General features: G+C 55.7%; 22 protein-coding genes and 1 tRNA gene. 9 read left to right on the plus strand and 14 right to left on the minus strand.

Translation table 11 applies throughout. The features are described from left to right. The first annotated feature begins 138 nt into the window (after positions 1-138). Positions 139-1,278 carry a DNA-3-methyladenine glycosylase family protein gene (locus tag HMPREF0733_RS01860; RefSeq protein WP_013397691.1) on the plus strand — a complete coding sequence of 380 codons (1,140 nt, stop codon included), beginning with the start codon at positions 139-141 and terminating at the stop codon, positions 1,276-1,278. 101 nt (positions 1,279-1,379) lie between these two features. Here HMPREF0733_RS01860 and HMPREF0733_RS01865 read toward each other — a convergent pair whose 3' ends face one another. From HMPREF0733_RS01865 to HMPREF0733_RS01875, 3 genes are all read right to left on the minus strand, one after another. Next, complete coding sequence (locus HMPREF0733_RS01865) at positions 1,380-1,745, minus strand: thioredoxin family protein (RefSeq protein WP_004005389.1); 366 nt, start codon at positions 1,743-1,745, stop codon at positions 1,380-1,382. Positions 1,746-1,923: 178 nt separating this feature from the next. Next, a tRNA-Tyr gene (locus HMPREF0733_RS01870) sits at positions 1,924-2,005 on the minus strand. Positions 2,006-2,150: 145 nt separating this feature from the next. After that, positions 2,151-2,507 carry a hypothetical protein gene (locus HMPREF0733_RS01875; protein WP_004005392.1) on the minus strand — a complete coding sequence of 119 codons (357 nt, stop codon included), beginning with the start codon at positions 2,505-2,507 and terminating at the stop codon, positions 2,151-2,153. A 149-nt stretch (positions 2,508-2,656) separates the two neighbouring features. Between HMPREF0733_RS01875 and HMPREF0733_RS01880 the strand changes: the two genes are divergently transcribed. Beyond that, positions 2,657-3,148: a YajQ family cyclic di-GMP-binding protein gene (locus HMPREF0733_RS01880; protein WP_013397692.1), complete on the plus strand. Its 492-nt coding sequence runs from the start codon at positions 2,657-2,659 to the stop codon at positions 3,146-3,148. A gap of 106 nt (positions 3,149-3,254) precedes the next feature. Here the strand turns inward: HMPREF0733_RS01880 and htpX are convergent, their stop codons facing one another. Next, a complete protein-coding gene (gene htpX, locus HMPREF0733_RS01885) occupies positions 3,255-4,136 on the minus strand; it encodes a zinc metalloprotease HtpX (RefSeq protein ID WP_004005394.1) in 882 nt (293 codons plus the stop codon). Between the two features lie 292 nt (positions 4,137-4,428). Here htpX and HMPREF0733_RS01890 point away from each other — a divergent pair, with 292 nt between their 5' ends. Both HMPREF0733_RS01890 and HMPREF0733_RS01895 read left to right on the plus strand, forming a co-directional pair. Beyond that, complete coding sequence (locus HMPREF0733_RS01890) at positions 4,429-5,007, plus strand: Fur family transcriptional regulator (RefSeq protein WP_013397694.1); 579 nt, start codon at positions 4,429-4,431, stop codon at positions 5,005-5,007. Positions 5,008-5,135: 128 nt separating this feature from the next. Further along, a complete protein-coding gene (locus HMPREF0733_RS01895) occupies positions 5,136-6,626 on the plus strand; it encodes a catalase (protein WP_013397695.1) in 1,491 nt (496 codons plus the stop codon). A gap of 110 nt (positions 6,627-6,736) precedes the next feature. On the opposite strand, the gene HMPREF0733_RS01900 is transcribed toward HMPREF0733_RS01895, so the two are convergent. The 3 genes from HMPREF0733_RS01900 to HMPREF0733_RS01910 form a co-directional block, all read right to left on the minus strand. Then, positions 6,737-8,098 (minus strand): FtsX-like permease family protein, encoded by a 1,362-nt coding sequence (locus HMPREF0733_RS01900; RefSeq protein ID WP_013397696.1) that lies wholly within the window; start codon positions 8,096-8,098, stop codon positions 6,737-6,739. After that, positions 8,095-8,865 (minus strand): ABC transporter ATP-binding protein, encoded by a 771-nt coding sequence (locus HMPREF0733_RS01905; RefSeq protein ID WP_013397697.1) that lies wholly within the window; start codon positions 8,863-8,865, stop codon positions 8,095-8,097. Before HMPREF0733_RS01905 ends, HMPREF0733_RS01900 begins: the two co-directional genes overlap by 4 nt. 187 nt (positions 8,866-9,052) lie before the next feature. Continuing rightward, positions 9,053-10,408, minus strand: coding sequence for an SseB family protein (locus HMPREF0733_RS01910; RefSeq protein WP_013397698.1), 1,356 nt, complete (start codon positions 10,406-10,408; stop codon positions 9,053-9,055). 254 nt (positions 10,409-10,662) lie between these two features. On the opposite strand from HMPREF0733_RS01910, the gene HMPREF0733_RS01915 reads away from it, so the two are divergent. Beyond that, positions 10,663-12,168 carry a DUF6882 domain-containing protein gene (locus HMPREF0733_RS01915; protein ID WP_013397699.1) on the plus strand — a complete coding sequence of 502 codons (1,506 nt, stop codon included), beginning with the start codon at positions 10,663-10,665 and terminating at the stop codon, positions 12,166-12,168. Between the two features lie 245 nt (positions 12,169-12,413). Further along, entirely contained in the window at positions 12,414-13,523 is a 1,110-nt protein-coding gene (gene rarD, locus HMPREF0733_RS01920) for an EamA family transporter RarD (protein WP_013397700.1), read from the plus strand. A 147-nt stretch (positions 13,524-13,670) separates the two neighbouring features. Here rarD and HMPREF0733_RS10865 read toward each other — a convergent pair whose 3' ends face one another. The 5 genes from HMPREF0733_RS10865 to HMPREF0733_RS01940 all read right to left on the minus strand — a co-directional run bounded on the left by HMPREF0733_RS10865 (position 13,671) and on the right by HMPREF0733_RS01940 (position 18,991). After that, positions 13,671-13,808, minus strand: coding sequence for a methionine/alanine import family NSS transporter small subunit (locus HMPREF0733_RS10865; RefSeq protein WP_013397701.1), 138 nt, complete (start codon positions 13,806-13,808; stop codon positions 13,671-13,673). Beyond that, positions 13,808-15,418 carry a sodium-dependent transporter gene (locus HMPREF0733_RS01925; protein ID WP_013397702.1) on the minus strand — a complete coding sequence of 537 codons (1,611 nt, stop codon included), beginning with the start codon at positions 15,416-15,418 and terminating at the stop codon, positions 13,808-13,810. Before HMPREF0733_RS01925 ends, HMPREF0733_RS10865 begins: the two co-directional genes overlap by 1 nt. Before the next feature lie 287 nt (positions 15,419-15,705). After that, positions 15,706-17,016 (minus strand): hypothetical protein, encoded by a 1,311-nt coding sequence (locus HMPREF0733_RS01930; RefSeq protein WP_013397703.1) that lies wholly within the window; start codon positions 17,014-17,016, stop codon positions 15,706-15,708. Between the two features lie 119 nt (positions 17,017-17,135). Beyond that, complete coding sequence (locus tag HMPREF0733_RS01935; protein WP_041321540.1) at positions 17,136-18,197, minus strand: polyprenyl synthetase family protein; 1,062 nt, start codon at positions 18,195-18,197, stop codon at positions 17,136-17,138. A 68-nt stretch (positions 18,198-18,265) separates the two neighbouring features. Continuing rightward, the gene (locus HMPREF0733_RS01940) at positions 18,266-18,991 is read right to left on the minus strand and encodes a demethylmenaquinone methyltransferase (protein ID WP_013397705.1); all 726 of its coding nucleotides are present in this window, start codon (positions 18,989-18,991) and stop codon (positions 18,266-18,268) included. Positions 18,992-19,294: 303 nt separating this feature from the next. Between HMPREF0733_RS01940 and HMPREF0733_RS01945 the strand changes: the two genes are divergently transcribed. The 3 genes from HMPREF0733_RS01945 to HMPREF0733_RS01955 all read left to right on the plus strand — a co-directional run bounded on the left by HMPREF0733_RS01945 (position 19,295) and on the right by HMPREF0733_RS01955 (position 21,850). Further along, positions 19,295-20,128: an ABC transporter substrate-binding protein gene (locus HMPREF0733_RS01945; RefSeq protein WP_013397706.1), complete on the plus strand. Its 834-nt coding sequence runs from the start codon at positions 19,295-19,297 to the stop codon at positions 20,126-20,128. An 87-nt stretch (positions 20,129-20,215) separates the two neighbouring features. Further along, the gene (locus HMPREF0733_RS01950) at positions 20,216-21,019 is read left to right on the plus strand and encodes an amino acid ABC transporter permease (RefSeq protein ID WP_013397707.1); all 804 of its coding nucleotides are present in this window, start codon (positions 20,216-20,218) and stop codon (positions 21,017-21,019) included. Between the two features lie 27 nt (positions 21,020-21,046). Then, positions 21,047-21,850: an amino acid ABC transporter ATP-binding protein gene (locus HMPREF0733_RS01955; protein ID WP_013397708.1), complete on the plus strand. Its 804-nt coding sequence runs from the start codon at positions 21,047-21,049 to the stop codon at positions 21,848-21,850. A gap of 216 nt (positions 21,851-22,066) precedes the next feature. On the opposite strand, the gene HMPREF0733_RS01960 is transcribed toward HMPREF0733_RS01955, so the two are convergent. Both HMPREF0733_RS01960 and HMPREF0733_RS11315 read right to left on the minus strand, forming a co-directional pair. After that, positions 22,067-22,444: a cupin domain-containing protein gene (locus HMPREF0733_RS01960; RefSeq protein WP_244864785.1), complete on the minus strand. Its 378-nt coding sequence runs from the start codon at positions 22,442-22,444 to the stop codon at positions 22,067-22,069. Between the two features lie 140 nt (positions 22,445-22,584). Then, complete coding sequence (locus tag HMPREF0733_RS11315) at positions 22,585-24,075, minus strand: phosphatase PAP2 family protein (RefSeq protein WP_013397710.1); 1,491 nt, start codon at positions 24,073-24,075, stop codon at positions 22,585-22,587. Positions 24,076-24,102: the final 27 nt, after the last annotated feature.

Genomic DNA, 24,102 nt, shown 5'->3' on the forward strand with positions numbered 1-24,102 from the left:
CGCTCACCTGTGAAATATATAGTTACTACTCAGGGTATCCTATTATTAAACGTTATCCCGAGATCTGCGCCTTTTTTACGCAGTTAACTCAAGATATATCTCACGCGCATATTTTCTACCCTACCCGCTAAGGATGCCGTGCCCACCGAATCCGTGTCTGATGCCGCATACCGCATCGAGCTTTCCCGCTTACCGATGCGCACCTCGGCGCTGACGGCGCGCATCACGGTAGGGATACAGGCGCTTATTTACCCACACGTTCCAGTGCATGTAGGGCAGACACTCGGTCGTTTACAGCGCGGCCCGACCGATCCGACTTTTCACCGTCTGCGTGCCCCGCGTTCTGAGCGCTCACGCACGGCGGACGATACCCTGTGGATCGGGGCGCGCACGCCGTCCCTGCAGCTGCCCGCGACCCTGTACTTTACCCGTCGTTTCGAGGGTGCAACCTCTGCGCTGAATGCTCCGGTTCAGGTTTGCCTATGGGCGGAGTCCTCCCCCGCTACACCCGACGATGCATTCCCTACCGAACAGGTCTACAGCGAGCTTGAAGACTTTGCTTCCCTTATACCCGCGTGGCTGGGCCTGCACGATCCCCGAGAAGAGTTTGCGAAGCTCCCCGCTTTTGAGCATCTGCCGCTAAAAATTCGGCGTGCTTATCGTGAGAATCCGGGGCTACGGCTGAGCGCATCCGGGCAGCTTACCCGGCATATGTTAGCGGCGATCGTAGAACAGCGGGTGACCCAACCGGAGGCTTTTGACGCACTGCGCTGGATTATCATGCGATACGGCGAGTCCGCGCCCTTCAGCGGCAATCCGGCACAGCCTCCTTACCTGCGGATATACCCTACCGCTCAGGTTCTAGCCACAATTCCCTCATGGGATTGGCATCGTGCGCGAGTAGATTCCGCCCGATACAGCACGGTTTACCGTTTTACCCAACGTGCCGATGCGCTCAAACGCCTTGGGGCAACCGGTCGTATCGCGCACCTTGCGGCGGCTCTCGACGATATTCCGGGAGTTGGCCCCTGGTCGGTGGCGGAAACTCTTCAAGGTTTCTGCGGGCATCCAGATGCTGTCAGCGTGGGCGACTACCACTTAGCGCATACGGTGGGGTTTGCTTTTACGGGAGAACGCACCGACGATGCTGGAATGCTTCGCTTACTTGCCCCTTACGCCGGTCACCGGCAGCGGGTTGTGCGCCTTATTCAGGAAGCAGGCATTCACAAACCCAGGTATGGTGCGCGTATCAGTATTCCGGATTACCGGGATTTTTAATATGCGTGTGGAGCCGGTACCGTAAAAAGTACCGACTCCACACGCATAAACCGCCCTTCACCGGGCGGGTTTATCACCTAACTATCTCTATGATGAAATGGCTAGTTCTGCTCTGCAGTTGCCATTTCTTCACGAACCTTATCCATATCGAGTTCGCGGATCGAAGTAATCACCTGCTCGAACTGGGACTCATTGAGCGCGCCGGGCTGGGAGAAGACGAGAATACCGCCGCGGAAACCCATAATGGTGGGAATGGAGGTAATGCCTGCGGCCTGTGCCAGCTGACTCTGATCCTCGGTATCCACCTTGCCGAAGACGATATCGCTGTACTTCTCGGAGGCTGCCTCGTAGACGGGAGCGAACTGCTTGCAGGGACCGCACCAGTCTGCCCAGAAATCGAGGAATACGATATCGTTGCCCTCGACAGTCGAGGTAAGGTTCTGCTGGGTGATTTCAATAGTAGCCATGGAGATAACGCTACACCCTGCACGTGTATTGCGCTAATTTTTCACTCACAGACTAACAAATAGTTTAAAGCGCGTCATAAACCCTGTCTTTTTGCCGTGAGCGGGCATTTTTAGCGGGTGCGCGAAGGTACCACATGCAAAGAACCCGGCTACCGAAGTAACCGGGTTCTTTTTAGGGTGGCAGATGAGGGATTCGAACCCCCGTAGGCTGTGCCAGCTGATTTACAGTCAGCCCCCTTTGGCCGCTCGGGTAATCTGCCGAACTAGCTAGGCTAGAAGTTCGCTCAAGCGAACAGAGACTACTGTACAGGTTTTTAATGAACTTGTGAAGCCAGAGCCTAGCTTTGTGACGAATACAACTTTTTGGGCTGTTTTTCGTTCTCGGAGGCTGTTTTTCAGGCGGGTTTACAGGTCGCCATCCTGCTCCATCAGAAGCGTAATTTCCAAATGCTCAAGATAGCGTAGCGCCTGTTCAACTGTGCACATCTCGCTTCGAATCTCACGAGCAAGATCGCGCCGCACTCCCTCGAAGCGGGCAACGAGTTTGGGATCTGTCAGCGTTGAGCCGATTCCCTCGAAGGCAGGAGGCTCAACAACATCCGAAGAATCTTCGCTCTGAACCGCATCCACTCGCTCTGCCTCGGGGATGTTCTCAGGCTCAGAACCAATCGAACTGTAGAGGTCAAGGAACAGCAGGGTTTCAGCATCGCGAGCTTCTTCGCGATTCACACTGCCGGTCGTTGACGAGTATTGTGTAGCCATGTTTCCATTCTGAAGACCCAAGGTTAACAACAGCTGAGAAACGCATCAAAGAACCTGAAAATTATCTGTGAGCGCAACAGAAAACAGGTATTCTATGAGGGACAGATACCGTCGTATTCCGCACAAACACAACGAAAGGACATAGGTTTATGGCAAGCGATTCTTCTTTCGATATTGTCTCAAAAGTTGATAAACAAGAGGTCTCCAACGCCCTGCACCAAGCACAAAAAGAGGTTTCGCAGCGCTACGATTTCCGCGGTGTCGGTGCTGAGATCGACTTCTCGGGCGAGAAGATTCTCATTAAGGCAAACGCCCAGGAACGAGCTCTCGCGGTGCTCGACGTTTTTCAGTCAAAGCTCGTCAAGCGCGGTATTTCGCTAAAGTCCCTGGATGCGGGCGACCCCTACGCCTCGGGTAAAGAAACCCGCATCGAATGCTCCATCAAGGAAGGTATCGCACAGGATCAGGCTAAGAAGATTTCCAAGCTGATCCGCGATGAAGGACCTAAGGGTGTGAAGGCTACGATTCAGGGCGATGAGCTGCGTGTGTCCTCGAAGTCTCGTGACGATCTGCAGAGCGTGATTTCACTACTTAAAGGCGCAGATCTTGACATTGATCTGCAGTTCGTGAATTATCGCTAGATACCTCTGCTGTGCACGTAGCATCAGTGCACTATTAAGGCGGGGCGGTTACCAGTTTTGGTAACCGCCCCGCCTTCCATCTATAAGACAAACACGTACGCAGGTTTTATAGCTGACCGTTATCGCGCGCCATCTGCTGCAGGCGGGCGATGCGCTTGTCCATCGGTGGGTGAGTAGACATGAGGTTCTTCAGGCCACCGAAGGGGTTCGCAATCATAGAGGCCGAGGTATTCACAACCTGCTGATTCTTGGGATCCATTGGGTAGAGCGAGACACCCTTCTCCAACTTATTCAGGGCGGAGGCAAGTGCAATCGGATCGCCCGTGAGTTTTGCACCGTCTTCATCGGCATCGTATTCGCGAGTACGGCTGATAGCCATCTGAATAACCGCCGTAGCAATGGGAGCCAGAAGCGACATCAGGATTATGCTCAAGAAGTTTCCGCCGCCGCGCTCACGGTTCCCTCCCATCATGGAGCCAAAACCAACAATCTGTGCCGCCGCCGTAATCAGGGTTGCGATACCGGCTGCCACCGAGCTTGTAAGAATATCGCGGTTGTAGACGTGCATGAGCTCGTGCCCAAGCACGCCGCGCATTTCGCGTTCGTCAAGAAGCTGCAAGATACCCTCGGTGCAGCAGACGGCGGCATTGCGCGGATTGCGCCCAGTCGCGAAGGCGTTTGGAGTCTGGGTGGGTGCCACATATAGGCGCGGCATAGGCTGACCGGCGCGCGAGGAAAGTTCCTCGACAATGTCATACAGAACCGGAACCTCCTCGCGGGTAACGGCGTAGGCGTTCATGGAACGCAGCGCGAGTTTATCGGAGTTCCAGTATGAATATGCAACGGTACCCAAGCTCACAAGGGCGAAGCCCCAGATAAAAATTGAGCTGCGGAAGTATGTTGAAAGGCCGCCGCCGATAAGCATCAGCAGACCGACCATGCCGCCCAGCAGAAGGGCAGTCTTAAGCCCGTTATAGTGTTTGTGCATTGCGTATACCTTTAGAAATCGTGTTGCCGTGAACGTATTAGATTACAGCATACGGGATATATATGAGGCAGACATCCAGATTCGCCACCAGCGTGTATTTCGTATTCTCGCGCCCACAGGCTCCTCGAATGCGAGCAAGGTCACGTGAAGTCTCGGAGTGTTCTATTATCCCCTAGAAATTCGCGGTTTTAGCGACATAGTTCATGACGAAAGCACCCCGACCACAACACTTATTATGAATTTATCGTAATTGTAATTGTGAAAAAGTCAGATTAACGGTAGAGTATTGTTCATGACCGAACCCCTAGATACGAACGCACACCCGGAACCCGAGCATCCTCTTCACGGATGCTCCCACACCGGCGTGCTACCGTTGGCAGCAGAATCCGCGACCGGACTTCTCACGGAATCTTGGTCGCAAAACTTGCGCGCTAAGGGGCGCAGGGTCACGAAACAGCGGCTTGCTGTTCTACGTGCGGTTCAGGCTCACCCCCATGCCAACGCCGAAGAAATAGTTACCGCTGTGCGGCAAGAGATTCCTACCATTACCGTGCAGTCAGTGTATGTGATCCTCACGGATCTGACGAATATCGACATGCTGCGTAAGTTTGAGCCGCCGGGAACCCCGGGGCTCTACGAGACTCGCACGGGCGATAACCATCACCACGCATTCTGCATCCGCTGCGGAAAAGTTCAGGATGTAGACTGCGCTGTCGGCTCAGCGCCCTGCCTAACTCCCAGCGACTTCCACGGCATGGCGATTATCAGCGCAGATGTACTGTATCGAGGCGTCTGCGCAGACTGCCAAACTGAGGCAGAAGCAGAACTGGCGAAGAGCCAGGTGCAAGCCGCTGCGAGCGTTCAGCACTAACGAACCACATTCCCACACCTTACTCCGGGCGTGAAACAGCGCCTTGGTGTTCGTTAGCTGCACCCTAAAACAGGAAGAATGCTCGTCGAAAACCACATAGCATCACCAAAACACAGGGAGAAGCAAATATGTATCAGACCCCGCAGAACCCCATTCATCCCGGTTCTTACACCACCACGAGTACTGGCACTCCGGTGGCTTCAGATGATCATTCGCTCACCGTGGGCGCCGATGGTCCCATCGTTCTGCACGATGCTTACGCTGTTGAAAAGCTCGCCCAGTTCAACCGTGAGCGTGTGCCCGAGCGTGTGGTGCATGCAAAGGGAACCGGCGCATACGGCTACTTTGAAACTACCGAAGACGTTTCGCAGTACACCCGTGCGGCGCTCTTTCAGCCGGGCGTTAAAACCGAGCTGCTGATTCGTTTCTCGACCGTGGCCGGCGAATCCGGCTCCCCCGATACTTGGCGTGACCCCCGCGGTTTCGCGGTGAAATTCTATACCACCGAAGGCAACTACGACTTGGTAGGTAATAACACTCCTATCTTCTTCATTCGCGATGCCATCAAGTTCCCCGACTTTATCCACTCGCAGAAGCGTATGCCCGGTTCGGGTCTGCGCGATCACGATATGCAGTGGGATTTCTGGAGCCTGAATCCCGCAACGGCGCACCAGGTAACCTGGCTGATGGGCGACCGCGGCCTACCCCGCACCCTACGCCACATGGACGGCTTCGGCTCGCACACCTACCAGTGGATTAACACCGAAGGCGAGCGCTTCTGGGTTAAGTACCACTTCAAGACCGAGCAGGGCAACGAATTCTTCACTCAGGCTCAGGCCGATGAAATGGCGGGCAAGGATGCTGACTTCCACCGCCGCGACCTACGCGAGGCTATCGAGCGTGGCGACTACCCCGCCTGGACGCTCTACGTGCAGATCATGCCCTACGAGGACGCGAAGACCTACCGCATTAACCCCTTCGATCTGACGAAGATTTGGCCGCACTCGGATTACCCGCTGGTCAAGGTGGGCCGCATGGTGCTGGATCGCAACCCGCAGAACTTCTTCGCCGAAATCGAGCAGGCGGCCTTCTCCCCCTCGAACTTTGTGCCCGGTATCGCGGCTTCACCCGATAAGATGCTGCTCGGTCGTATCTTCTCCTACCCGGATGCGCATCGCTACCGCATCGGCACCAACTTCGCGCAGCTGCCCGTGAACGCACCCCACGCGGCGCCGGTGAACAACTATTCGCATGATGGCTCGATGCGCTACAACTTCAACGACCCGTCCGTTCCCACCTACGCGCCGAACAGCCTGGGCGGCCCGCATGCGGATGCGGAACGCGCTGGCGAAGGCAGCTGGGAGTCTGATGGCGAGTTGGTACGCACCGCCTACACCCTGCGCCCGGATGACGATGATTTTTCGCAGGCGCGCACCCTCTACGAAGTAACCATGAACGACGAAGAACGCGAACGCCTGATCAGCAACATCTCTGGTCACGTGAGTGCTGTTCGTTCCGACGAGATTCGTGAACGTGCGTTCCAATACTGGGACAACGTTCACCCTGAGCTCGGCTCTCGCGTTCGCGAGGCCGTGTCAGCCGCCGCATCTGGTTCGTAAGATACGGCAGCGTCTGTTCTCCTGTAGGTTCGAGAACATGACGCACGGCTGCAGCATGGGGCCGGTGACTTTCTGTGAGGTGGAGTCACCGACCCCGTATTTTTAACCGGTTATGTTGTGCTGACAAGTTTGAGGCGGTTGTACCTCAGTACAGGCGCAAGGTTGGCGAGGCATAGGATAACCCAGGCGCACCCTGCTGATACCGCCGCCACATCCCAGCCAAGTGCGCTGGTCACTTTGGTCTCGGCGGGGAATCGGCTTGATACAGAAAAACCGACGACGGCCATAACCCCTAGAGCCAGCAGAAACGAGCTGAGCGCATACATCAGAGATTCAAAAACCACGATACGCGCTATTACTGCTCGTGAAACACCGGTTAGCACCAGCAGTGCAAAATCACGGCTTCGACTCAAAGAGCCCATAAAAATAATGGTCGCAGACCCTATAGTCGCGGTGAGAAGTGCAGGAGATAGAATAACGCTCAACCCACCCGTGTTAGGGCCGGAACCTGAGCTCATGCCCGTTGCTATCGTGTCATATACTGTGTAGAGAATTCCAGGCAATCCTACCGCTATCAGAACGGGGGTTAGAGTTGCTGCGCTCCTGCCGCCGCTATGTTGTATGAACCTACGGGCAATACTCCATGAAGCCGATAACCTCATGGGAATTATGGCGCTCCATACGCTGATAAACCCTGTCGAGAGGAGCGGAGCAAGTGCTGCCAGCAGTGAAATCAGGCAAAGCCCCAGGAGAATACCTAATCCTATTACACCTGAAATAACCACGCCTACACGCTCTTGGTGAGGGTCAATACGGACAAACTGTATACCCACTGCTAATGCTATGGTGCATCCTGCCAAAACGAGAGTAAGGATCAAACGTCCACAGCTGAATTTTACGGCAGGTGTTTCTTCTGTTTCACGAAGTGCCCAAAGCGCTGGCATCAGGCTAGCCGCCCGTGCAGACCGCACTCCGCTGAAGAGTGTTACGACCAGCACGATAAGAGCGCTTATTACTATAGAATGCGCCAGATAAACAACCGGTACTGTCTGCTGAAGGGTTGTTTGATGAACCGTATAATCAAGCATTGGTTGAGCGCACACTATGCCCAGCCCGCAGCCAAAGACGACGCCTATGACTCCTACCGCTAGAAGCTGTACGAGCACTATCGTAAAGACCTGTCGAGGAAGTACACCGACCAATTGCAGCCGGGCATACTCTGCACGGGTTGCCGCAACAGCATAACGTGCTGTGGAGGCGAGCATTGCCACCGATGCCACGATGAGAAACGCTACTTCGCCATATGCCAACGAGAAAATTGCTCGGGCTTTCTCCGAGGGCATAGTACTGGCCGTTGCAAGGTGCAACCTAACCGCTGTAATTCCCGTCGCCCCTACAATCACCATGACAAGGGCGCCTACCCACACGCGCCATGTGCGGCGCAGCTGTTTCACCGCGACTTTTACCATCATGATGCATCCGTTTCGTAGGCAGCTGCGCGGTCGAGAGCCGCTAGAATTTCGGGAGTATGTGGGCTTTCTAATGTTTCGTGAAGAGTTCCGTCACGCATCACATACACGATATCTGTGCGGGATGCCGCCTCTAGGTCGTGGGTTACCATCACGATAGTCCGATGTTCTTCATCGACGAGATGGCGCAGTATATCCAGAACCAGATTCCCAGTTTTAGTATCAAGGGCACCGGTGGGCTCGTCCGCAAAAATCAGTTCTGCACCGCTTGCTAAGGCACGGGCGATAGCCACGCGCTGAGCCTGACCACCTGAGAGACGGTTCGGCAAAGAGCGAGAAAAATCTAACATGTGCACCGCATGCAGCGCTTCACGAGCACGACGATGCGCGTGTCGCAACCCGGCAAGCTGTGCTGGGAGCAGGACGTTCTCATAAGCTGTCAGCGCCGGAATCAGGTTATACGATTGAAAAACAAACCCAAGGTGATCGCGCCGGAATGCCACAAGTTTATTGCCGCGAAGAGAGCTAATATCTGTACCACCAATAGTTACAGTACCGGAGGTCAGCGGCTCAAGACCTGCTAGACAGTTTAAGAGGGTAGATTTACCGGAGCCTGAAGGTCCTACAATTCCGGTAAAGCTCCCTCGCTGAATCTGCAGGTCAATTCCCTTCAGCACTGATAGCTGCTCTCGCGAACCGGCGGAGGGGAATGACTTATATATTCCCGCTCCGGTAATTATCTCTTCTGCTGTATGGGGAAAAGCCATCATGTGTATCTCCTGCTCGGGTCGATAATAGGTATATCGTCATTCCCTGACTGCATGAGAACAGCTTTGCTACACATTATAGAAGCCGACCTGTATAGTACAACCCCACAGACACAAAATCACCCGGAAGAGACAACACCGTGTGGGTTTTTCTTCCGGGCGATTTTAGCGTGACGGATTTTACGACGAACTATGCGGGTGCACCAGCACCGGCGGGAGAAGCGCCGAAGACCGCTTCCTGTTCACGCACAATATCGAGGAGTTCGCGGATCTGCTTGATGTCGAGCACAGCGCTGGGGTTGAAGTAGTTGATCTGAATGCCCGGGGCGTTGAGCTGTTCCGCGAGGGTCAGTACCTCAATCGCGTGTGCTACGCGCACCTCAATTGCAGGATCAATAGCGGCAACTTCAATCGGCGAGGTGAACGCCAGCATGTTCGTGGGGTTGCCTTCATCATCGGGGACGAATGCCGGCCCCTGTACCTCACTCTTGGGATCAATCGCCACCACCAGAATAGAGTTTGGTGCCACCAACGAGCCGAGAAGCTGCTGCATATTGTCGTTGATAAGAGCCATTTTCGCGCCGTCATTGCGGGGCGAGTTCACAACCCACTGCACCTGGGCGCGCTCAATATAGCATTCGTGGTTAGAACCCGGATCTATCGCAATCAGATCAAGGTCGGGGTTGCTCAAGAAATCCATGAAAATCTTGACGGCCGGTTCGCGCAGAATCAGCTCGTCATCGTCGGAGTTTTCACGCATGTAGCTCTTCGAAACGTACTCTGCCGACGAGAATACGCATAGCGCCTGCATCCCGTTTTCAAGGCGAATAACCTGGTAGCGCAGCTGCGATTCGGGACCAATGTCAAGGTGCCCTGCGGGAACAATAGTTGAGCCGGAAGCATCCACGAGCAAATCGCCGCCGAGCATGGTTCGCACTACGTTAATGAGGGTTCGTTCTTTGACATCCTTCTTAAAGGCTTCGAGTGCGGCGGCGAGGTAGGGATTGGGGACCTCGTAATCGGTTTCTTTATGCAAGCCCGAAACATCGCGAGCACGACCGTGCATACGTTCGGTTGCCCAAGCAGGAATACGCTCGGAATCGCGCGGGAACATGTGCAGATGCTCACGTACATCCGAAGCACTCAGGGTTCCTTCAGTACCCCAGTTTTCCGGTTCTTCGTCGCGGTTATAAGATGCCCCCACGCTGAACTTCGGTTCGGGCCAGTTATTGGCCGCCACCACCACAGATGCGGTAAACCAGGTGCCGCGGTTGCCGTCGTAGGCGGCGCGCTGGAGTTTGCGCAGATCGGGCAGTACGGGCGAATCTTCCTTGAGGGGGCCCACCGAACCGATGTACTCTTCGCCGTCACGGAATTCACGCACGCGAATATAAACCTGCCCGGCGAGGGGTTTTACGTCGAGGATCATCTCGCTCCACCCGGGCTCAGCCTTGACGACATCAAGAAGCCAGCTACCGATACGGTTGAGCGCATCCTGGGTGCGGGCGGCTCTACTCGTCGGTTCAGAACGTCGGGTATCCGTCATGGTTTTCCATTCCTTTATCGTCAGCTTGCATCTTAGGTCCCGGCGGGAAGCTACCCGCTACTCTATTGATTTTAGCGAAGCATCCGCCGTCACGCCGATTTATAACGTCATGATAGGTTAGGGAACACACTTTTGCGTGTGTGCTCTAGCATCGGTTACCGAGTTGTCTCTTGTTCAAATTTTTTCTCCATCCGACCTATAAAATTGGTGCAGTTTGTGGGTACTCACACCAAAAAGGTTGTTACCCTTAACCTATGACGAATTCTTTGCAGGATCTTATTGACGCATCAATCTTTATCTCGACCGAATACCAGGCGCGGTTGGCTGAACTTATTGGGTCTGCTGACTATGATGTAAACTTCGCCGAGCAGTCCCTCACGTTCAAGGCCGCCGATCCGGTGTCTTTTCAACCCTACCTGCTCGGTACCGAATCTGAAAACCGTGGAACCTGGATTTGGTCGTGGCAGCAATTGGGATATTTTCCAGATTCGGTAGTCTCAGCGGCGCTGCAGGCGCGAGATACCGGTGAACGCGACTCAGTGCTGGAGCTGAGTACCGACGAAATTCCGCTCTCAGAGGGATTGGCGCGTCGCCTGACTTTGGCGACGAAAACGGTGACCGGTTTATACGCTCACTATCCCCTGCCGTCGGGGTCTGTGCGGGCGTGGTGCCTGATTGACAGCCCCGAACTGACCCTGGATGCGCCCACGTACAAAGGTGTAGGGCGCGTGATTGCGAAGGCTCTGCAAAGCGAAGATATTCACGATCATCCGCTCGCCATTAATTCTTATGCACGTCAGCGCGGATTCCATACCGCCTGGGATACCGAGGCCACCGTGGTACTCACCATGACCGACGGCGCCCTACGGCTGTGGTTCGATGAGGGGCGCATCAGCGGTATTGAGCGCGCGAAGCCCGAGGTGACCGCCCAAGAACTTGAGCAGCTTGCCTCAGAGGCTGAGCAGTACCGTGCGGAATTGGCGGCTGAACGCGCCGAAGTTGAGCAGGCTGCCGCCGCCGAGGCTGCAGAGCAGGTGGCTCTGCGCGAACAGCAGTCGGCAGAGCGTGCGGCGGCACGTGCCGAAGCCGAGCAGGCACCCACCGCGCAGAAGCCCGAGGCAGCACAGGTAGCAGAGAGCACCCCCGCGCAGGAAAATGCACAGCAGGAAGAGGCAGCACCGGCTCAGCCTCAGGCTCCTGCGGCGGCCGCAGAGCAAGCTGTACCCGCTGGCACAGCGCAGAAACCGGTGGCGGGTGTGCGCACGACCGAGAACCTCTACCCGGATACCGAGGCTCCTTTCGATCAGGATCCGCGTGAGGATTCCGAGCACGGTCGCGTAACGGTCAATACCCTACCCGGCGATGTCGTTCCGAACGCTGCCGCGGCACAGAAGACCGGCGCACCTGCGGGTCAGGCTAAGTCGGCGAACCCCGGTGCCTCCGAGACCTCGAAGTCCCGCACATCGATCACCCCGCGTGCAGCTGGCAAACCCGGTGCGAGTGCAAGTCAAGGACAGACCACTCCTCAGCCCGGCGCACAGAAGCCCGCTGCGGCAGGTGCCCAGCAACAGCCGAAGCAGGCACCCAAACCTGCCGCTTCAGGTACCGACGCATCCGCACCGCAGACCGAGAACACCCCGGCAACTGCAATTCCGGTGATCAAGCCCTCCGAGCAGAAGGCCGATCAGCCCGAGGAACAGGAGCAGGCTCAGGAAACCGGCAAGAAGAAGGGCTTCTTCTCGCGGTTCTTCGGTCTGTAGATAACGCGGTATCAGCAGGTGTACAGGGTCTTTACCCCGTACCTGCGGCATATTATCCTGACCTAGGAATTTCATCATTCCGGTGGGGTGCAACGCTGTATTATGTTGCGCCCCATCGGCGTTTAATAGGCGACTCACCTCCGCCAGTCGGCGCCTCATACTCGTGCAAGAGTACGGTGAAGAGTAGAGTTGTTAGAAGTTCACATCTCATCTTTCGTTCACAGATAGGGAGGATCCCCCACACCATGGCGCAGCACGCTCACAGCGCTACAGCATCCACATCCGCACCAGGCACGGCGGCACACGCTGCACAGACCCGCAACGGTTTTATCTGCCTTTTCACCACCTACGCGATCTGGGGTATGCTGCCGCTGTATTTCTATCTCATGGCGTCTTCGTCTGCGCTGGAGATTGTGCTCTCGCGTGTGATTTTTTCACTGGCATTCTGTGCGGTTCTGCTCCCTATTTTCCGGTTGACCAAGCCGTTTAACCAGGCGGTGCGTACCCCGCGCACTATGGGTATTTTGACGGTGGCGTCTTTGCTGATCGGCGCGAACTGGATGATCTATGTGTACTCCACCACGCACGGGCATACGATCGACATGTCGCTGGGGTACTTTATTAACCCGCTGGTCTCCGTAGTGTTGGGGGTTGTGTTCCTGCACGAGCGGCTGCGAAAAGTTCAGTGGCTCGCCATCGGGATTTCGACCGTGGCGGTGCTGATTATGAGCGTGGTGTACGGGCAGATTCCGTGGCTGGGCTTAGGTGTTGCCTTCACCTTCGGAACATACGGACTGCTCAAGGCGCGGGTGGGGTCGAGTGTGCATCCGGTAGTGTCGCTATCGCTTGAGACTTTTATTTTGCTTCCGGTGGCGCTCGTGGTGCTGTGGTGGATGAATACGCAGGGACAGCTCACATTGTTTTCGCAAGGCCCCGGGCATTTCTGGCTGCTCGCTTCCACCGGCATTGTCACGGTGACTCCGCTGGTTCTTTTCTCGGCGGCGGCGCGGGCGCTGCCTCTGTCGGTGATCGGCATGGTGCAGTATATGGGACCGACCATTCAGTTCTTCCTGGCGCTCTTCGTGCTGCACGATAGGATTACCCCGGACAAGTGGATTGGCTTATCTCTGATTTGGGTGGCTATCGTAATTTTCACGGTGGATGCGATGCGCGCCTCACGCACCTCGCGCCCGTCGAAGCTCACGGCGGTCGAGACCGGCATGATCCCTATTGTGCAGATTTCTCAGTCCTCTGAGGGTGGCGAAGACCGCGAGCAGAACTATCTTCTGGATGCGGTGCAGCTCTCGCCCGAAGACACCGAGGATTCTGCGGCGAGCGCCCGCGACAAATCCTGAGCCCTTGCCGCAGATGCATAAAAGTGTTGGCACGAGAACCGGTTGAAGTTCTCATGCCAACACCTTTTTTATTCGCGCCGAGTGCGCGAGTATTCTATGTTTCTACGTGCCGGGCACAGTCCGCAAACCTGCCTGCGCGTGACGGTATTATTCGGTGGCTGCCTGCTCGACAGTATCATCCTCAGGTTCTTCGGGGTGCCTGCTCAGGTTTACGAGGGCAAACACTAGGCCTCCCCAGATAATGAGGATTGCCACGATCATCATAGCGATAGCTGCACCGCTCATTATGCCTCCTCACCCTGTGCTTTTGCGTGTGCTTTCAGTGCGGCATCGTCCACATGCGTGTGGGCGAGTTTACCACCGATAACGGGCGGTGCCGGGGGTTCCTCGGCGGCGCGTGACTTATGCGACCATGGCAGGAATGAAATCACGATGGAACCAACGATCAGGAGTACGACCATGCCCCAGCCGAAGATGCCGAGCAGATCTGCTGGGTAACCTTCGTAGGGTTTATTAATGGTTTTCACGAGCGTGGAGATCAGGCTGTACCCCAGGATCAGCGGGGTAACGCCCGCCAAGAGAATCATCCAGAGCCAGCCCACTTTCAAGGAGGAAACGGAGTTCAGGTGATCCCGCAGGGTCGGCAGTGCCCGCAAGCAGTAGACAACCACAACAATGGAGGTGAGGCCAGCAGCAAGAATGCCGAAATTATTCACGAAGTTGTCGAGAATATCCAGCACGTACAGGCCGGATGCGGTGGGCATCAGCAGTGTCGAGATAATCGCCAGCGGGATAATCACGATCATAGTCGAGGTCAGGCGTGAGGTGCCTGCTTTATCCTGCACACCGGCGATAATGACCTCAAGAACCGAGATGAGCGAAGTGAATCCTGCGAAGAGGAGCGAACCGAAGAACAGGAATCCGATGAGCGCACCAGCCGGCGCCTGCGAAATAATGGTGGGGAAAGCGATGAACGCCAGGCCGGTACCTTTTTCGACGACTTCGCCTACGGCGATGCCCTGTGCCTGCGCCATGAAGCCCAGCGCCGCGAACACACCAATACCCGCCAGCAGCTCAAATCCGGAGTTGGCGAAGCCCACGACGGCACCCGAGCCGGTCAGGTCGGTCTTGGGCTTCAGGTAGGATGCGTAAGTCACCATAATGCCGAAACCGAGGGAGAGCGAGAAGAAGATCTGGCCGTAGGCGGCGACCCACACCTCGCCATTAGTTAGCGCACCCCAGTTGGGAGTAAACAGGGTGTTCAAGCCGTTCATCGCGCCGGGCAGGGTGAGCGAGTACGCAACCAGACCTACGAACATAAAGATAAGCAAGGGCATAAACACCACATTGGCGGCACCCACGCCTTTTTGTACGCCCAACGCCATGATGACGATCAGGGAAATCCATACCAGCACGAGCGGAATAAGAATGCCGGGGTTAAAGTCAAAGGAAAGCTTTGGATCCCCCACTTTCAGGAAGTCCTTCATGAAGAAGGATTTCGCGTCGTTGCCCCATTCCTGGTTGAACGAGAAAATCATGTACCGCACCGCCCAAGCGATAATCGCGGCATAGTAGATGGCGATAACCGCGCTAATACCCATGTGCCACCAACCGATGAACTCGGTTTTGCGGTTGAGGCGGCGGAATGCCAACGGGGACGATGCGCGCCCGCGGTGGCCAATCGCGTAGTCGAAGAAGAGGAAGGTGAGGCCTGCGGTCAGCAACGCCACGATGTACGGGATCATGAAGGCGCCGCCGCCGTTCTCGTAAGCAACAGCGGGGAAACGCCAAATATTTCCCAGACCAACAGCTGATCCGATGGCGGCAAAAAGGAAGACCCTGCGGCTGGAGAAGCCTTCACGCTTCGCCGGGGTCTTGGCGGGTTTTGTACCCATGATAGTGGTTACCTCGGTCTAGATGTTCATGTATGCACGTCACGCGACGATGCCTTAAGGGTAGACGGGGCATGTCGCCGTGAACGGAGGCGCGTTAGGGTTTTGGCGCGGCTCTCCGGGTGCTCTGTGCGCTCAATGGTGTGTGGGCACAGACGTTCTTTAGGTTTACCTGATGTAGGCTATTTGGTCAATGATAGCCCATCATGTGGGATTCTGTGGGATTTATGAGGGGAATGTAACAGATAAACACAAGCATTCTTAAATTAACGCTTCTCGATATTCAGCCCTCACGACCTCTCGTGCCGAGTGGCAGGTGCATCCTGGAAGAGACCGGATTTATCGGTGCTTTTACCGCTCTCTCCCTTTGAAGCCCTCAAGATTCCCACCAGAATTACCGTGAATCCGCACAGCGGAGCAGCCCCGAGGGCGAGCTCGGTACGGCTCACCACGTCCAGCGGCACGTGCAGCATAAGCAGGGCCAACGCAGCCGCACAAACCCAACCGCTCACATATAAACGGTGCATATTCAAGGCAATAGCCAGATTTCCAGCGAGCACGAGCACGGCGATAATCGCGGACTCAAAGGTCAAAACGGCAAGCATCATTCCGGGTGCAAGACCGGCATATTTAGAGTAGAAAATGTCAAAGAGAAAAGGACCGATAAGATAGGCAAGCAGTGCGCCGAAACCGCCGATTCCCAGAACCCACAGACACGGGCGGGCTAAAGCGCGCAGTGGGTAATCTTGGTGCTTCAAGAAAGCCGATATAGCAACCCCTTGAAAGGCCTGAAGCGGCATCATAATCGGCGAACGTGTAACGCCAATAGCAGCAACCAAGGCATTGAACTGTGCGCTTTGATCCTGCGTTGTGAACTGTAAGAAAAAGGGGAACGCCGTCATAAGAATCGATGCACCGGCGGATGAAAGCATGAGCATCACAATATTTCGTGCATACCGCCGCGAACTAACATCAATGCTCGCGTACCAGACGCGCCGCCCGGTACGTGAAAATACGACGCACGGAAGCCAGATCAGCGAAGCAACAACCACGGCGGTCTCAAATCCGAGCAGGTGCCACGACAACGCTACCGCCGCCAGTGTTGCCGCCAAGCGTATCAGTGCCTCACCGCTGCCTAAAGCGGCGTAAAAATACCAGGAATCCCGCCCTGCGGATGCGCCGCTGACCGCAGCGTAGACGGCGTACATCACGACGCCGAACGCTATCAGTACAACACTCATCTGCGGGTAGATGGGGAAAGCAGAGGACCACAGTGGTGAGGTCATGACGACGATCGCGGCAATACCCAGGCCTAACAGGGCTGCCACGGCGGAATATGAAAGTCTATTGGTGTGTGTTCGTGATTCCGGCTTCTGCAGAAGGGCCGCCCCGACTGCCCGCGTTGTCTCCTGCTGAATAGCGCCGGTTATACCGTAAATTCCGAACACGAGAGGCCAGAATGCGGACTGAAACTGCCTAAATTCACTGTGCGATAAAAAATATGCAGCAATAACCGATATAGCAAACGTTGCCGCAGCCGCTATAACCGAGCTGAAGAATATTGCGGCAGATTGATATGCGGTAACGGTTTTGTGGGCCATAGTTTCCCTTAAAGAGCTCTATCGAGTTCAGCTCCACCTGGGCGTTCTTCACACACTATGCTGCATCAATATGCGCATTCTCGTGAAGAAGTCTTCCTGAAACAACCGTATCACGCGGTTTAGCCCTCGCGATGTACCACGGCATGCGCGAAGGATTCCAGTGCCGCCTTCGCGGTGGAATCCGGCAGCGGCGCAATGGCTGCAATCGCACGATCCGCCCAGTCATAGGCTATCTGCCACGCTTCCTGCGTGACCGGATGCGCGGCGAGCGCGGATACAGCGGCGGCAAGCGCATCGTCACTCGATAGGTCTGCCTCAATGAGCGTTCGAACCTGACGGGCTGATTCGTCCCCGGCCTCTGCAGCACGGTTGAGCAGAATAGTCGGCAGGGTCGGCACACCCTCACGCAGATCGGTGCCCTGGGTTTTTCCGGAGGATGCACCATCGCTGACAATATCGATCACGTCATCAGCGAGCTGGAATGCCACGCCCACGAGTTCGCCGTAGGTGGCGAGCATCTGAATAACCTCTTCGGAGGCCCCCGCCAAGAGTGATCCGTACTCCCCCGCCGCCGCGATCAGCGAGCCGGTTTTCCCTTCAATCACGGCGATATAGTGGTCGAGAATATCCTGGTTTTCGCGTACACCGGTTGTTTCGTAGAGCTGCCCCAGCACCAGGCGCTCGAAGGTTTGCGCCTGAATTTTCATGGGTCGCGTGCCCAGATCGGAGACCAGCAGCGAGGCACGGGAGAAAATGAGGTCACCCGTCAGGATGGCGACGGAATTTCCCCAAATGGTCTGGGCGGTATCGACGCCGCGGCGTTTGGGCGCGTCGTCCATCACATCGTCGTGGTAGAGGGTCGCCAGATGAGTGAGTTCGACAACCACCGCAGCCTCAATCACGTCGTCGTTAATCTGTCCATCCACGGCGGCGGCAAGCAGGGTCAGGAGGGGACGCACGCGCTTTCCACCGGCGAGCAGTAAATGTCGGGCGGCAACATCGGCGAGCTTATCGGTGTAGCTGATAGCCTCGGCAAGCCGCTCTTCAATCCGCGCCAGCGAGGTAAGAATCTGGGGGCCAAGCTGCGGGTCGGACGCAATGAGCTCAAACCCGGCGGGCAGGTTGAAATCGAGTCCTGCCATCAGGTCGGTGGCTGCAATGGATTGCTCTGAGGTGCTCACGATGCCTTCTTCGGTGTGTTGGTGCGTAGCTGTATGCTGTGTGTTGCTCAATGATGGTGTGCTGAGTGTTAGTTTTGGGGTTTGAAACCACGGTGAATGGCAACAATTCCGCCGCTGAGATTACGATATTTGACGTCCTGCCAGCCCGCCTGCGCGAACTTGTGGGCAAGGGTTCTCTGATCCGGCCAATCGATAATCGACTCCGCCAAATATACATAGGATTCCGGGTTTGAGGAGATCGCGCGCGCTACGGGCGGTATCGCCTTCATAATGTATTCCTTATATACCTTACCGAAAGGGGCGAAGGTTGGGGTTGAGAATTCCAGCACCACGATGCGCCCGCCGGGCTTAGTAACCCGGTACAGTTCGCTCAGCGCACGAGGGTAATCTGCAACGTTACGCAAACCGTAGGACATGGTGACGGCATCGAAGCTGTCGTCCTCGAAAGGAAGGTCGGTAACATCCGCCCGCACGAAGGTCATATCGGGGCGGCGTTTACGCCCGACCTCCAGCATCCCTTCGGAAAGGTCCGCAGCGATAACATCAATCCCGGCGTCGGCGAAAGGCTCGGATGAGGTTCCGGTACCGGCAGCAACGTCGAGAACCTTCTGCCCGGGACGCGCATCCACGGCGGCGACGGTCTGCTTGCGCCAGTAGATGTGCCGTCCCAGCGACAAGATGCCGTTCATCAAGTCGTAGCGCTTCGCGACGGTGTCAAACATGGCGGCGATATCGCCGGTCTTCTTGTCAAGGGTTGCGCGGGTACCCTGAACATTTTTCTCTACGTTGCTCACGCCTTCAATTGTGGCATGTTCTACCGCCCGTGGGGTAGTTGAGCACCTCCTGATACGTCATCTGAGGTGGCGAACACTTTAACTCACGAAAATATGCACTCTTGTGCTCGGTGTTGCGCACGTGCAGTACGCTTCTCCCGCCGTCCGCTGCGGCGCGGCAGCATTCCTGGTTTTATGCATACTATGCATACATAATTCGTCATTTCCTCAGAAAAATAGTGAATATTTATAGGCATACTTGCATTCTTTATCGTGCAGGTGCACAATGGAAAACATCAAAATTTTCTACACACGGAGCACACCATGTCGATTTTCACCGCAAAACCCAGCCTCAAAAAGTCCCTCGCACTCCTCGCGCTCGCACCCCTCGTCCTCACCGGATGCGTCTCAACCGCATCCGACGGCGAAAACGGAGAGGTAAACCTCATCAACAACGGAGTCCTCACCGTCTGCACCAACACCCCCTACATGCCCTTCGAATACGAAGAAAACGGAAAAATCGTAGGTATCGATGCAGATATCGCAAACGCTATCGCCAAAGACCTGGGCGCAGAAGCACAGCTCACCTCCATCAGCTTTGAAGGCCTCGATTCGGGCACCGGGCTCACCAGCGGACAATGCGATATTGCGCTCGCGGGTATCAGCGTGACCGACGAGCGGAAATCCAAGATGGAATTCACCGATGTCTACTTCGAAGACAACCAAGCGATTCTGGTTCCTAAAAACTCTAAGATCTCCTCCGTCGAAGATCTTAAGAACGCCAAAGTCGGCGCTCAGCAGGCAACCAGCGGCGAATCCTATGCCAAAGAAAAAGGCGCGGATGTTGTGCAGTACGAGGACAACGAACTCATGTTCTCGGCATTGAAGACCGGTCAGGTGCAGGCCGTCTCGGCAAACCTCTCGGTTATTTCTGAGGCGCTGACCAAAGACCCCGACTCTTTCAAGATCGCCTATCAGACCTCGGAAAACGCCGACCAGATTGCCGGTGCGGTAGCCCCCGAAAAGAAAGCCCTGCTGGATAAAGCGAATAAGACAATTCAGCAGCTCAAGTCCAGCGGCGAACTCGATAAGATCAAGGAAAAGTGGACCAAGGCTAAGTCTTCGTCCTCATCCGCATCTTCATCCAGCGCAAACTAACCGCGATTAGCGCGGTGCGCGTTCGTTCGTTCACGTGCGCCGCGCATCCTGAATATCACGATCAACACAGACTACGTTAGTGTAACGATGGCACAGAATAAACTATCTCCCCGCAAAAAACAGGCGATGTTCCGGTACTCCCAGTACGCTCTGCTGGCGGTTATCGCGGTTCTTATTATTGCTCTTGCCGACTGGAAAACGCTTTCCAGTCAGGTATTCAACCTTGAGGTTGCGCAAAAGCAGTTCCCGAACGTTATTACGGTAGCGCTCAAGAATACGCTGATCTACACGGCCCTGGGTTTCGCCGTAGGTCTAAGCCTTGGTCTTATCCTGGCACTCATGCGTATCTCATCGATCGCACCCTATCGGTGGCTGGCGACAATCTATGTCGAAATTTTCCGTGGCATTCCGGCACTCTTGGTGTTCTTTGCCTTCGGTTACGGCATTCCCCTAGCCTTCAAAATCCGGTTTGTCGATAACCTCATTCCGGTAACACTCTCCCTTGGACTGGTGTCCTCTGCCTATATCAGCGAGGTGCTGCGTGCCGGCCTGCAGGCGGTTCCGAAGGGCCAGTATGAGGCGGCACGGTCGCTGGGCATGTCGCACACCCGGGCGATGCTCTCGGTGATTATTCCGCAGGCATTCCGCATCGTGCTCCCCCCACTGACCAACGAAGTTATTCTGTTGACTAAGGATTCCTCCCTCGTGTACCTGCTGGGTGTACAAATCGCGCAGTACGAGCTGGCGAAATTCGGTCGTGAAGGTATTACCGCATCCGGTGCGGGGCTCACTCCCCTAGTGGTCGCGGGTCTGTGCTACCTGATTATTACCGTGCCACTGGGGCAGCTATCCGCATATTTTGAGAAGCGCACGGGCGCATCACGCAAGTAACCACGACAAAGACTTTGGGAGATTGTCATGACTGACACAGTAACATCAGCGGCATCGGTGAGCATCACGGGGCTACACAAGTCTTATGGCAAAAACGAGGTGCTGCGCGGTATTGATATTCAGGTTGAACCGGGCGAGGTCGTCTGCCTAATCGGTCCTTCGGGGTCTGGTAAATCAACGCTTCTGCGATGCGTAAACCTGCTCGAAGAGCCCAATGCGGGAACCATTACCGTGGGCGGCGTGGAGGTGACCGACCCGGACGCCGATATTAACGCCTTGCGCACCCGCATGGGCATGGTGTTTCAGCAGTTCAACCTGTTTGGGCATCTGAGCGTGCTTGATAACTGCACGATTGCTCAGATCAAGGTCTTGGATCGTGATCGTGCAACGGCAGAGAAGATTGCCCGCGAACAGCTGGCGAAAGTGGGGCTGGCAGATAAGGAAAATGCCTACCCGAGTAAACTTTCGGGCGGCCAGCAGCAGCGTGTGGCGATCGCTAGGGCGCTGTCGATGAACCCCGAACTCATGCTCTTCGACGAACCGACAAGCGCGCTCGACCCCGAAATGGTGGGCGATGTTCTTACGATTATGCGTGATCTCGCCGACGAAGGTATGACGATGATCGTGGTGACTCACGAGATGAGCTTCGCCCGCGATGTCGCCGATAAGGTCGTCTTCATGGCGGATGGCGTGGTCGTCGAAGAGGGACCCGCCGAGCGGGTGATCGGCAGCCCGCAGCATGAACGTACCAAGACATTCTTAGCGCGTGTGCTTGATCCCACCCACGTGGATGAAACCCCCGCAGATCAGGATGCGGCAGCAAACGCCTAGTCCGTTTGCCCTGTTTCAGACCAACCCCGCAGATACGCTTTCCTCCAAGTGCTCCGTGAGGAAGGTATCTGCGGGGTTTTTACCGTTTCACAGAAAACCTGCTCATAACAGCTTTGCCTGTTTGGGGGAATATACGACAATGTCCCGTATCCGTCGCTGGATACGGGACATTACCGTGCTTAAAGGGATTTTTATTTATTTCTAAGGCGTTGTGCCCTAGACCTGTTCAACCTCAATAGTGATATTAGGCTCCGGATGTGATTCTCCGGTCAGCATAATGACCATCAAGGTCGAGTCTTCGAGTGCCGTGACCGAGTGTAACAGCTTTGCCGTGGTGTGGATGAGTTTACCGGGTTCCAGGATAATACTCTGCCCTTTGGTACTGTACTCAACCTTGCCTTTAAGCACCTGCACAACCACCGGGTGTACGCTGTGGTGTTCGTGCCAAGATTGACCGGCTGCCAGCTCCATCAGGGTGATGCTGCCGCCATCGGCATCGAGGATTTTCTTTGCCTGCGGCTTAGTCTCAAAGGGGGTGAGAACTTCGGTGAGCTGTGGGAAAACAAGCACACGCCCTTCGTGAGTACCCGCCATGAGTTCTAACCTTTCGCCGATGATGGTTGTTCTTTTAGGATACGCGCATCCTAAAATTTGCATGAACTATGCTAAATTCTATGCCCGTGTTACGAGGGTAGGCAAACAGTGACATATATATTTCATAACGTGATACGGCCCTAGTATTCCCACACGCGCGTATAGGGAGAAGATACCTGGTTACGCGGGCGCAGAAGCCGCACCAATATCGCCGTGGTTCCCGTGCTGACCGCCAGAATCATGCAGGTTGAGGCAACGAACACTCCCCCGGGCATGGTGGAAAACATGGTGACCGCATACATCGCAACCGCGCAGAACGAGAGGAACAGACTTGCAATCGTCAGCAGCGGCACCGCAATGGCTCCCACCACGCGAGGGGTCGGTACGTTAAATTCTGCACGGCGCAGGTACCGAAGAACGCCCAAACCGAGAACGGTCCAGAGCGCAACTACCAAAATCGCGCTGATAACATCAGCCGGGCGGTGCCAGCCGTTAATAATGGTGGATGCGCCCGTAGCGCAGGTCGCCATCGCCGCCAAGACCGCAATCGTGGGTCGAAGCGCGCGAGGCGCTGCGATAAACAGAGCGGCACCTGCAGAAGCGGCGAATGCCGTGTGCCCGCTCGGCGCGGAGTTCAAGAGGGCTTCCTGAATGCCGAAATTAGGCTTGGTAATCACATAATTCTTGAGGACGTGGACGCTCAAACACGCGCCCGTGCCCGCAAGAATACCCACGATAGCGGGCAGGATGCGGTGCTTCCAGATCAGCCCAATAATAATGCCGATCACCGCGATTACGCCGGTAATCGTCGGCAGGTTATCGAGAGCCGCCAGGGTAGGACGCTGGTATTCCGCGAACTGGCTGGCATATTCAGTAAATGCATTTTCGTCGAGCTGCTGCCCGGTACGGCTATAGATGAAGAACTGGAACGTGGCATAGAGCAGAGCGCCGAACAGCACCATGACACCCAAATGCTGCGCCACAACCTTGGTACTCGGCGGATCATTAGGAATAGGTGCTTCTGCGGGAACGCCTGCCCCGGGGGCCGCAGGGTTCGGACGAGCGCCGTATCCAGCATAGTTCGCGGTGCTCATCGCCGGGTTAGCGGCGTGGGGATGAGCGGCGGCACTGTACTGTGTGTCCTGGGGCGCAGTCTGCATACCGGGAGCACCCGTTGGTATGGCAACCGTGGCAGGGTAATCAGCCGAAGGGGTTATATCCGGCTGCACACGGGTTTGCGGCTGGGCGGCACGCGTGTGCTGAACGTAGTGAGCACGCGGATCCTGCGATGCGCTGATGGCTTCGGTCGGTGAATCATCAAGAGCGTCGAGGGCTACCGTGTCGGAGCCTTCATGGGGTTTAAGCGCCTCGTGCGGGTTCGGGATGGCGCGGGTTGCGTCCGTGTCTGGTGAGGAAGATGGTAGATCCTGAAGGTCCAGAAATTCGGTCGCGTCATCATCGGTTTCATAGGAAGATTGGATGCTCGATAACGGAACCGTCGCATCGGCATCGGCACTGTCGTTATCGGCTAGAGTCTGAGGAGATAGAATACGCGTAGCATCGTCCGTGTCATTTGAGGTACTGGTATGGCGAGGAACATGACCACGCGATGTGTGAGGACCCTGTGACATACTTTTTCCCTCCAAAATGTCTGTGAT

The sequence above is a fragment of the Rothia dentocariosa ATCC 17931 genome (assembly GCF_000164695.2).
Classification (GTDB): Bacteria; Actinomycetota; Actinomycetes; order Actinomycetales; family Micrococcaceae; genus Rothia; species Rothia dentocariosa.

Bases quoted from the DNA above. Each gene is read 5' to 3' on its own strand.
- HMPREF0733_RS01915 (WP_013397699.1), top strand. From the start codon at position 10,663: ATGACGAATTCTTTGCAGGATCTTATTGACGCATCAATCTTTATCTCG.
- HMPREF0733_RS11315 (WP_013397710.1), bottom strand. From the start codon at position 24,075: ATGTCACAGGGTCCTCACACATCGCGTGGTCATGTTCCTCGCCATACC.
- HMPREF0733_RS01925 (WP_013397702.1), bottom strand. From the start codon at position 15,418: ATGGGTACAAAACCCGCCAAGACCCCGGCGAAGCGTGAAGGCTTCTCC.
- HMPREF0733_RS01905 (WP_013397697.1), bottom strand. From the start codon at position 8,865: ATGATGGCTTTTCCCCATACAGCAGAAGAGATAATTACCGGAGCGGGA.
- HMPREF0733_RS01900 (WP_013397696.1), bottom strand. From the start codon at position 8,098: ATGATGGTAAAAGTCGCGGTGAAACAGCTGCGCCGCACATGGCGCGTG.
- HMPREF0733_RS10865 (WP_013397701.1), bottom strand. From the start codon at position 13,808: ATGAGCGGTGCAGCTATCGCTATGATGATCGTGGCAATCCTCATTATC.
- HMPREF0733_RS01875 (WP_004005392.1), bottom strand. From the start codon at position 2,507: ATGGCTACACAATACTCGTCAACGACCGGCAGTGTGAATCGCGAAGAA.
- HMPREF0733_RS01945 (WP_013397706.1), top strand. From the start codon at position 19,295: ATGTCGATTTTCACCGCAAAACCCAGCCTCAAAAAGTCCCTCGCACTC.
- HMPREF0733_RS01865 (WP_004005389.1), bottom strand. From the start codon at position 1,745: ATGGCTACTATTGAAATCACCCAGCAGAACCTTACCTCGACTGTCGAG.
- htpX (WP_004005394.1), bottom strand. From the start codon at position 4,136: ATGCACAAACACTATAACGGGCTTAAGACTGCCCTTCTGCTGGGCGGC.
- HMPREF0733_RS01960 (WP_244864785.1), bottom strand. From the start codon at position 22,444: ATGGCGGGTACTCACGAAGGGCGTGTGCTTGTTTTCCCACAGCTCACC.
- HMPREF0733_RS01890 (WP_013397694.1), top strand. From the start codon at position 4,429: ATGACCGAACCCCTAGATACGAACGCACACCCGGAACCCGAGCATCCT.
- HMPREF0733_RS01910 (WP_013397698.1), bottom strand. From the start codon at position 10,408: ATGACGGATACCCGACGTTCTGAACCGACGAGTAGAGCCGCCCGCACC.
- rarD (WP_013397700.1), top strand. From the start codon at position 12,414: ATGGCGCAGCACGCTCACAGCGCTACAGCATCCACATCCGCACCAGGC.
- HMPREF0733_RS01955 (WP_013397708.1), top strand. From the start codon at position 21,047: ATGACTGACACAGTAACATCAGCGGCATCGGTGAGCATCACGGGGCTA.
- HMPREF0733_RS01950 (WP_013397707.1), top strand. From the start codon at position 20,216: ATGGCACAGAATAAACTATCTCCCCGCAAAAAACAGGCGATGTTCCGG.
- HMPREF0733_RS01930 (WP_013397703.1), bottom strand. From the start codon at position 17,016: ATGGCCCACAAAACCGTTACCGCATATCAATCTGCCGCAATATTCTTC.
- HMPREF0733_RS01880 (WP_013397692.1), top strand. From the start codon at position 2,657: ATGGCAAGCGATTCTTCTTTCGATATTGTCTCAAAAGTTGATAAACAA.
- HMPREF0733_RS01895 (WP_013397695.1), top strand. From the start codon at position 5,136: ATGTATCAGACCCCGCAGAACCCCATTCATCCCGGTTCTTACACCACC.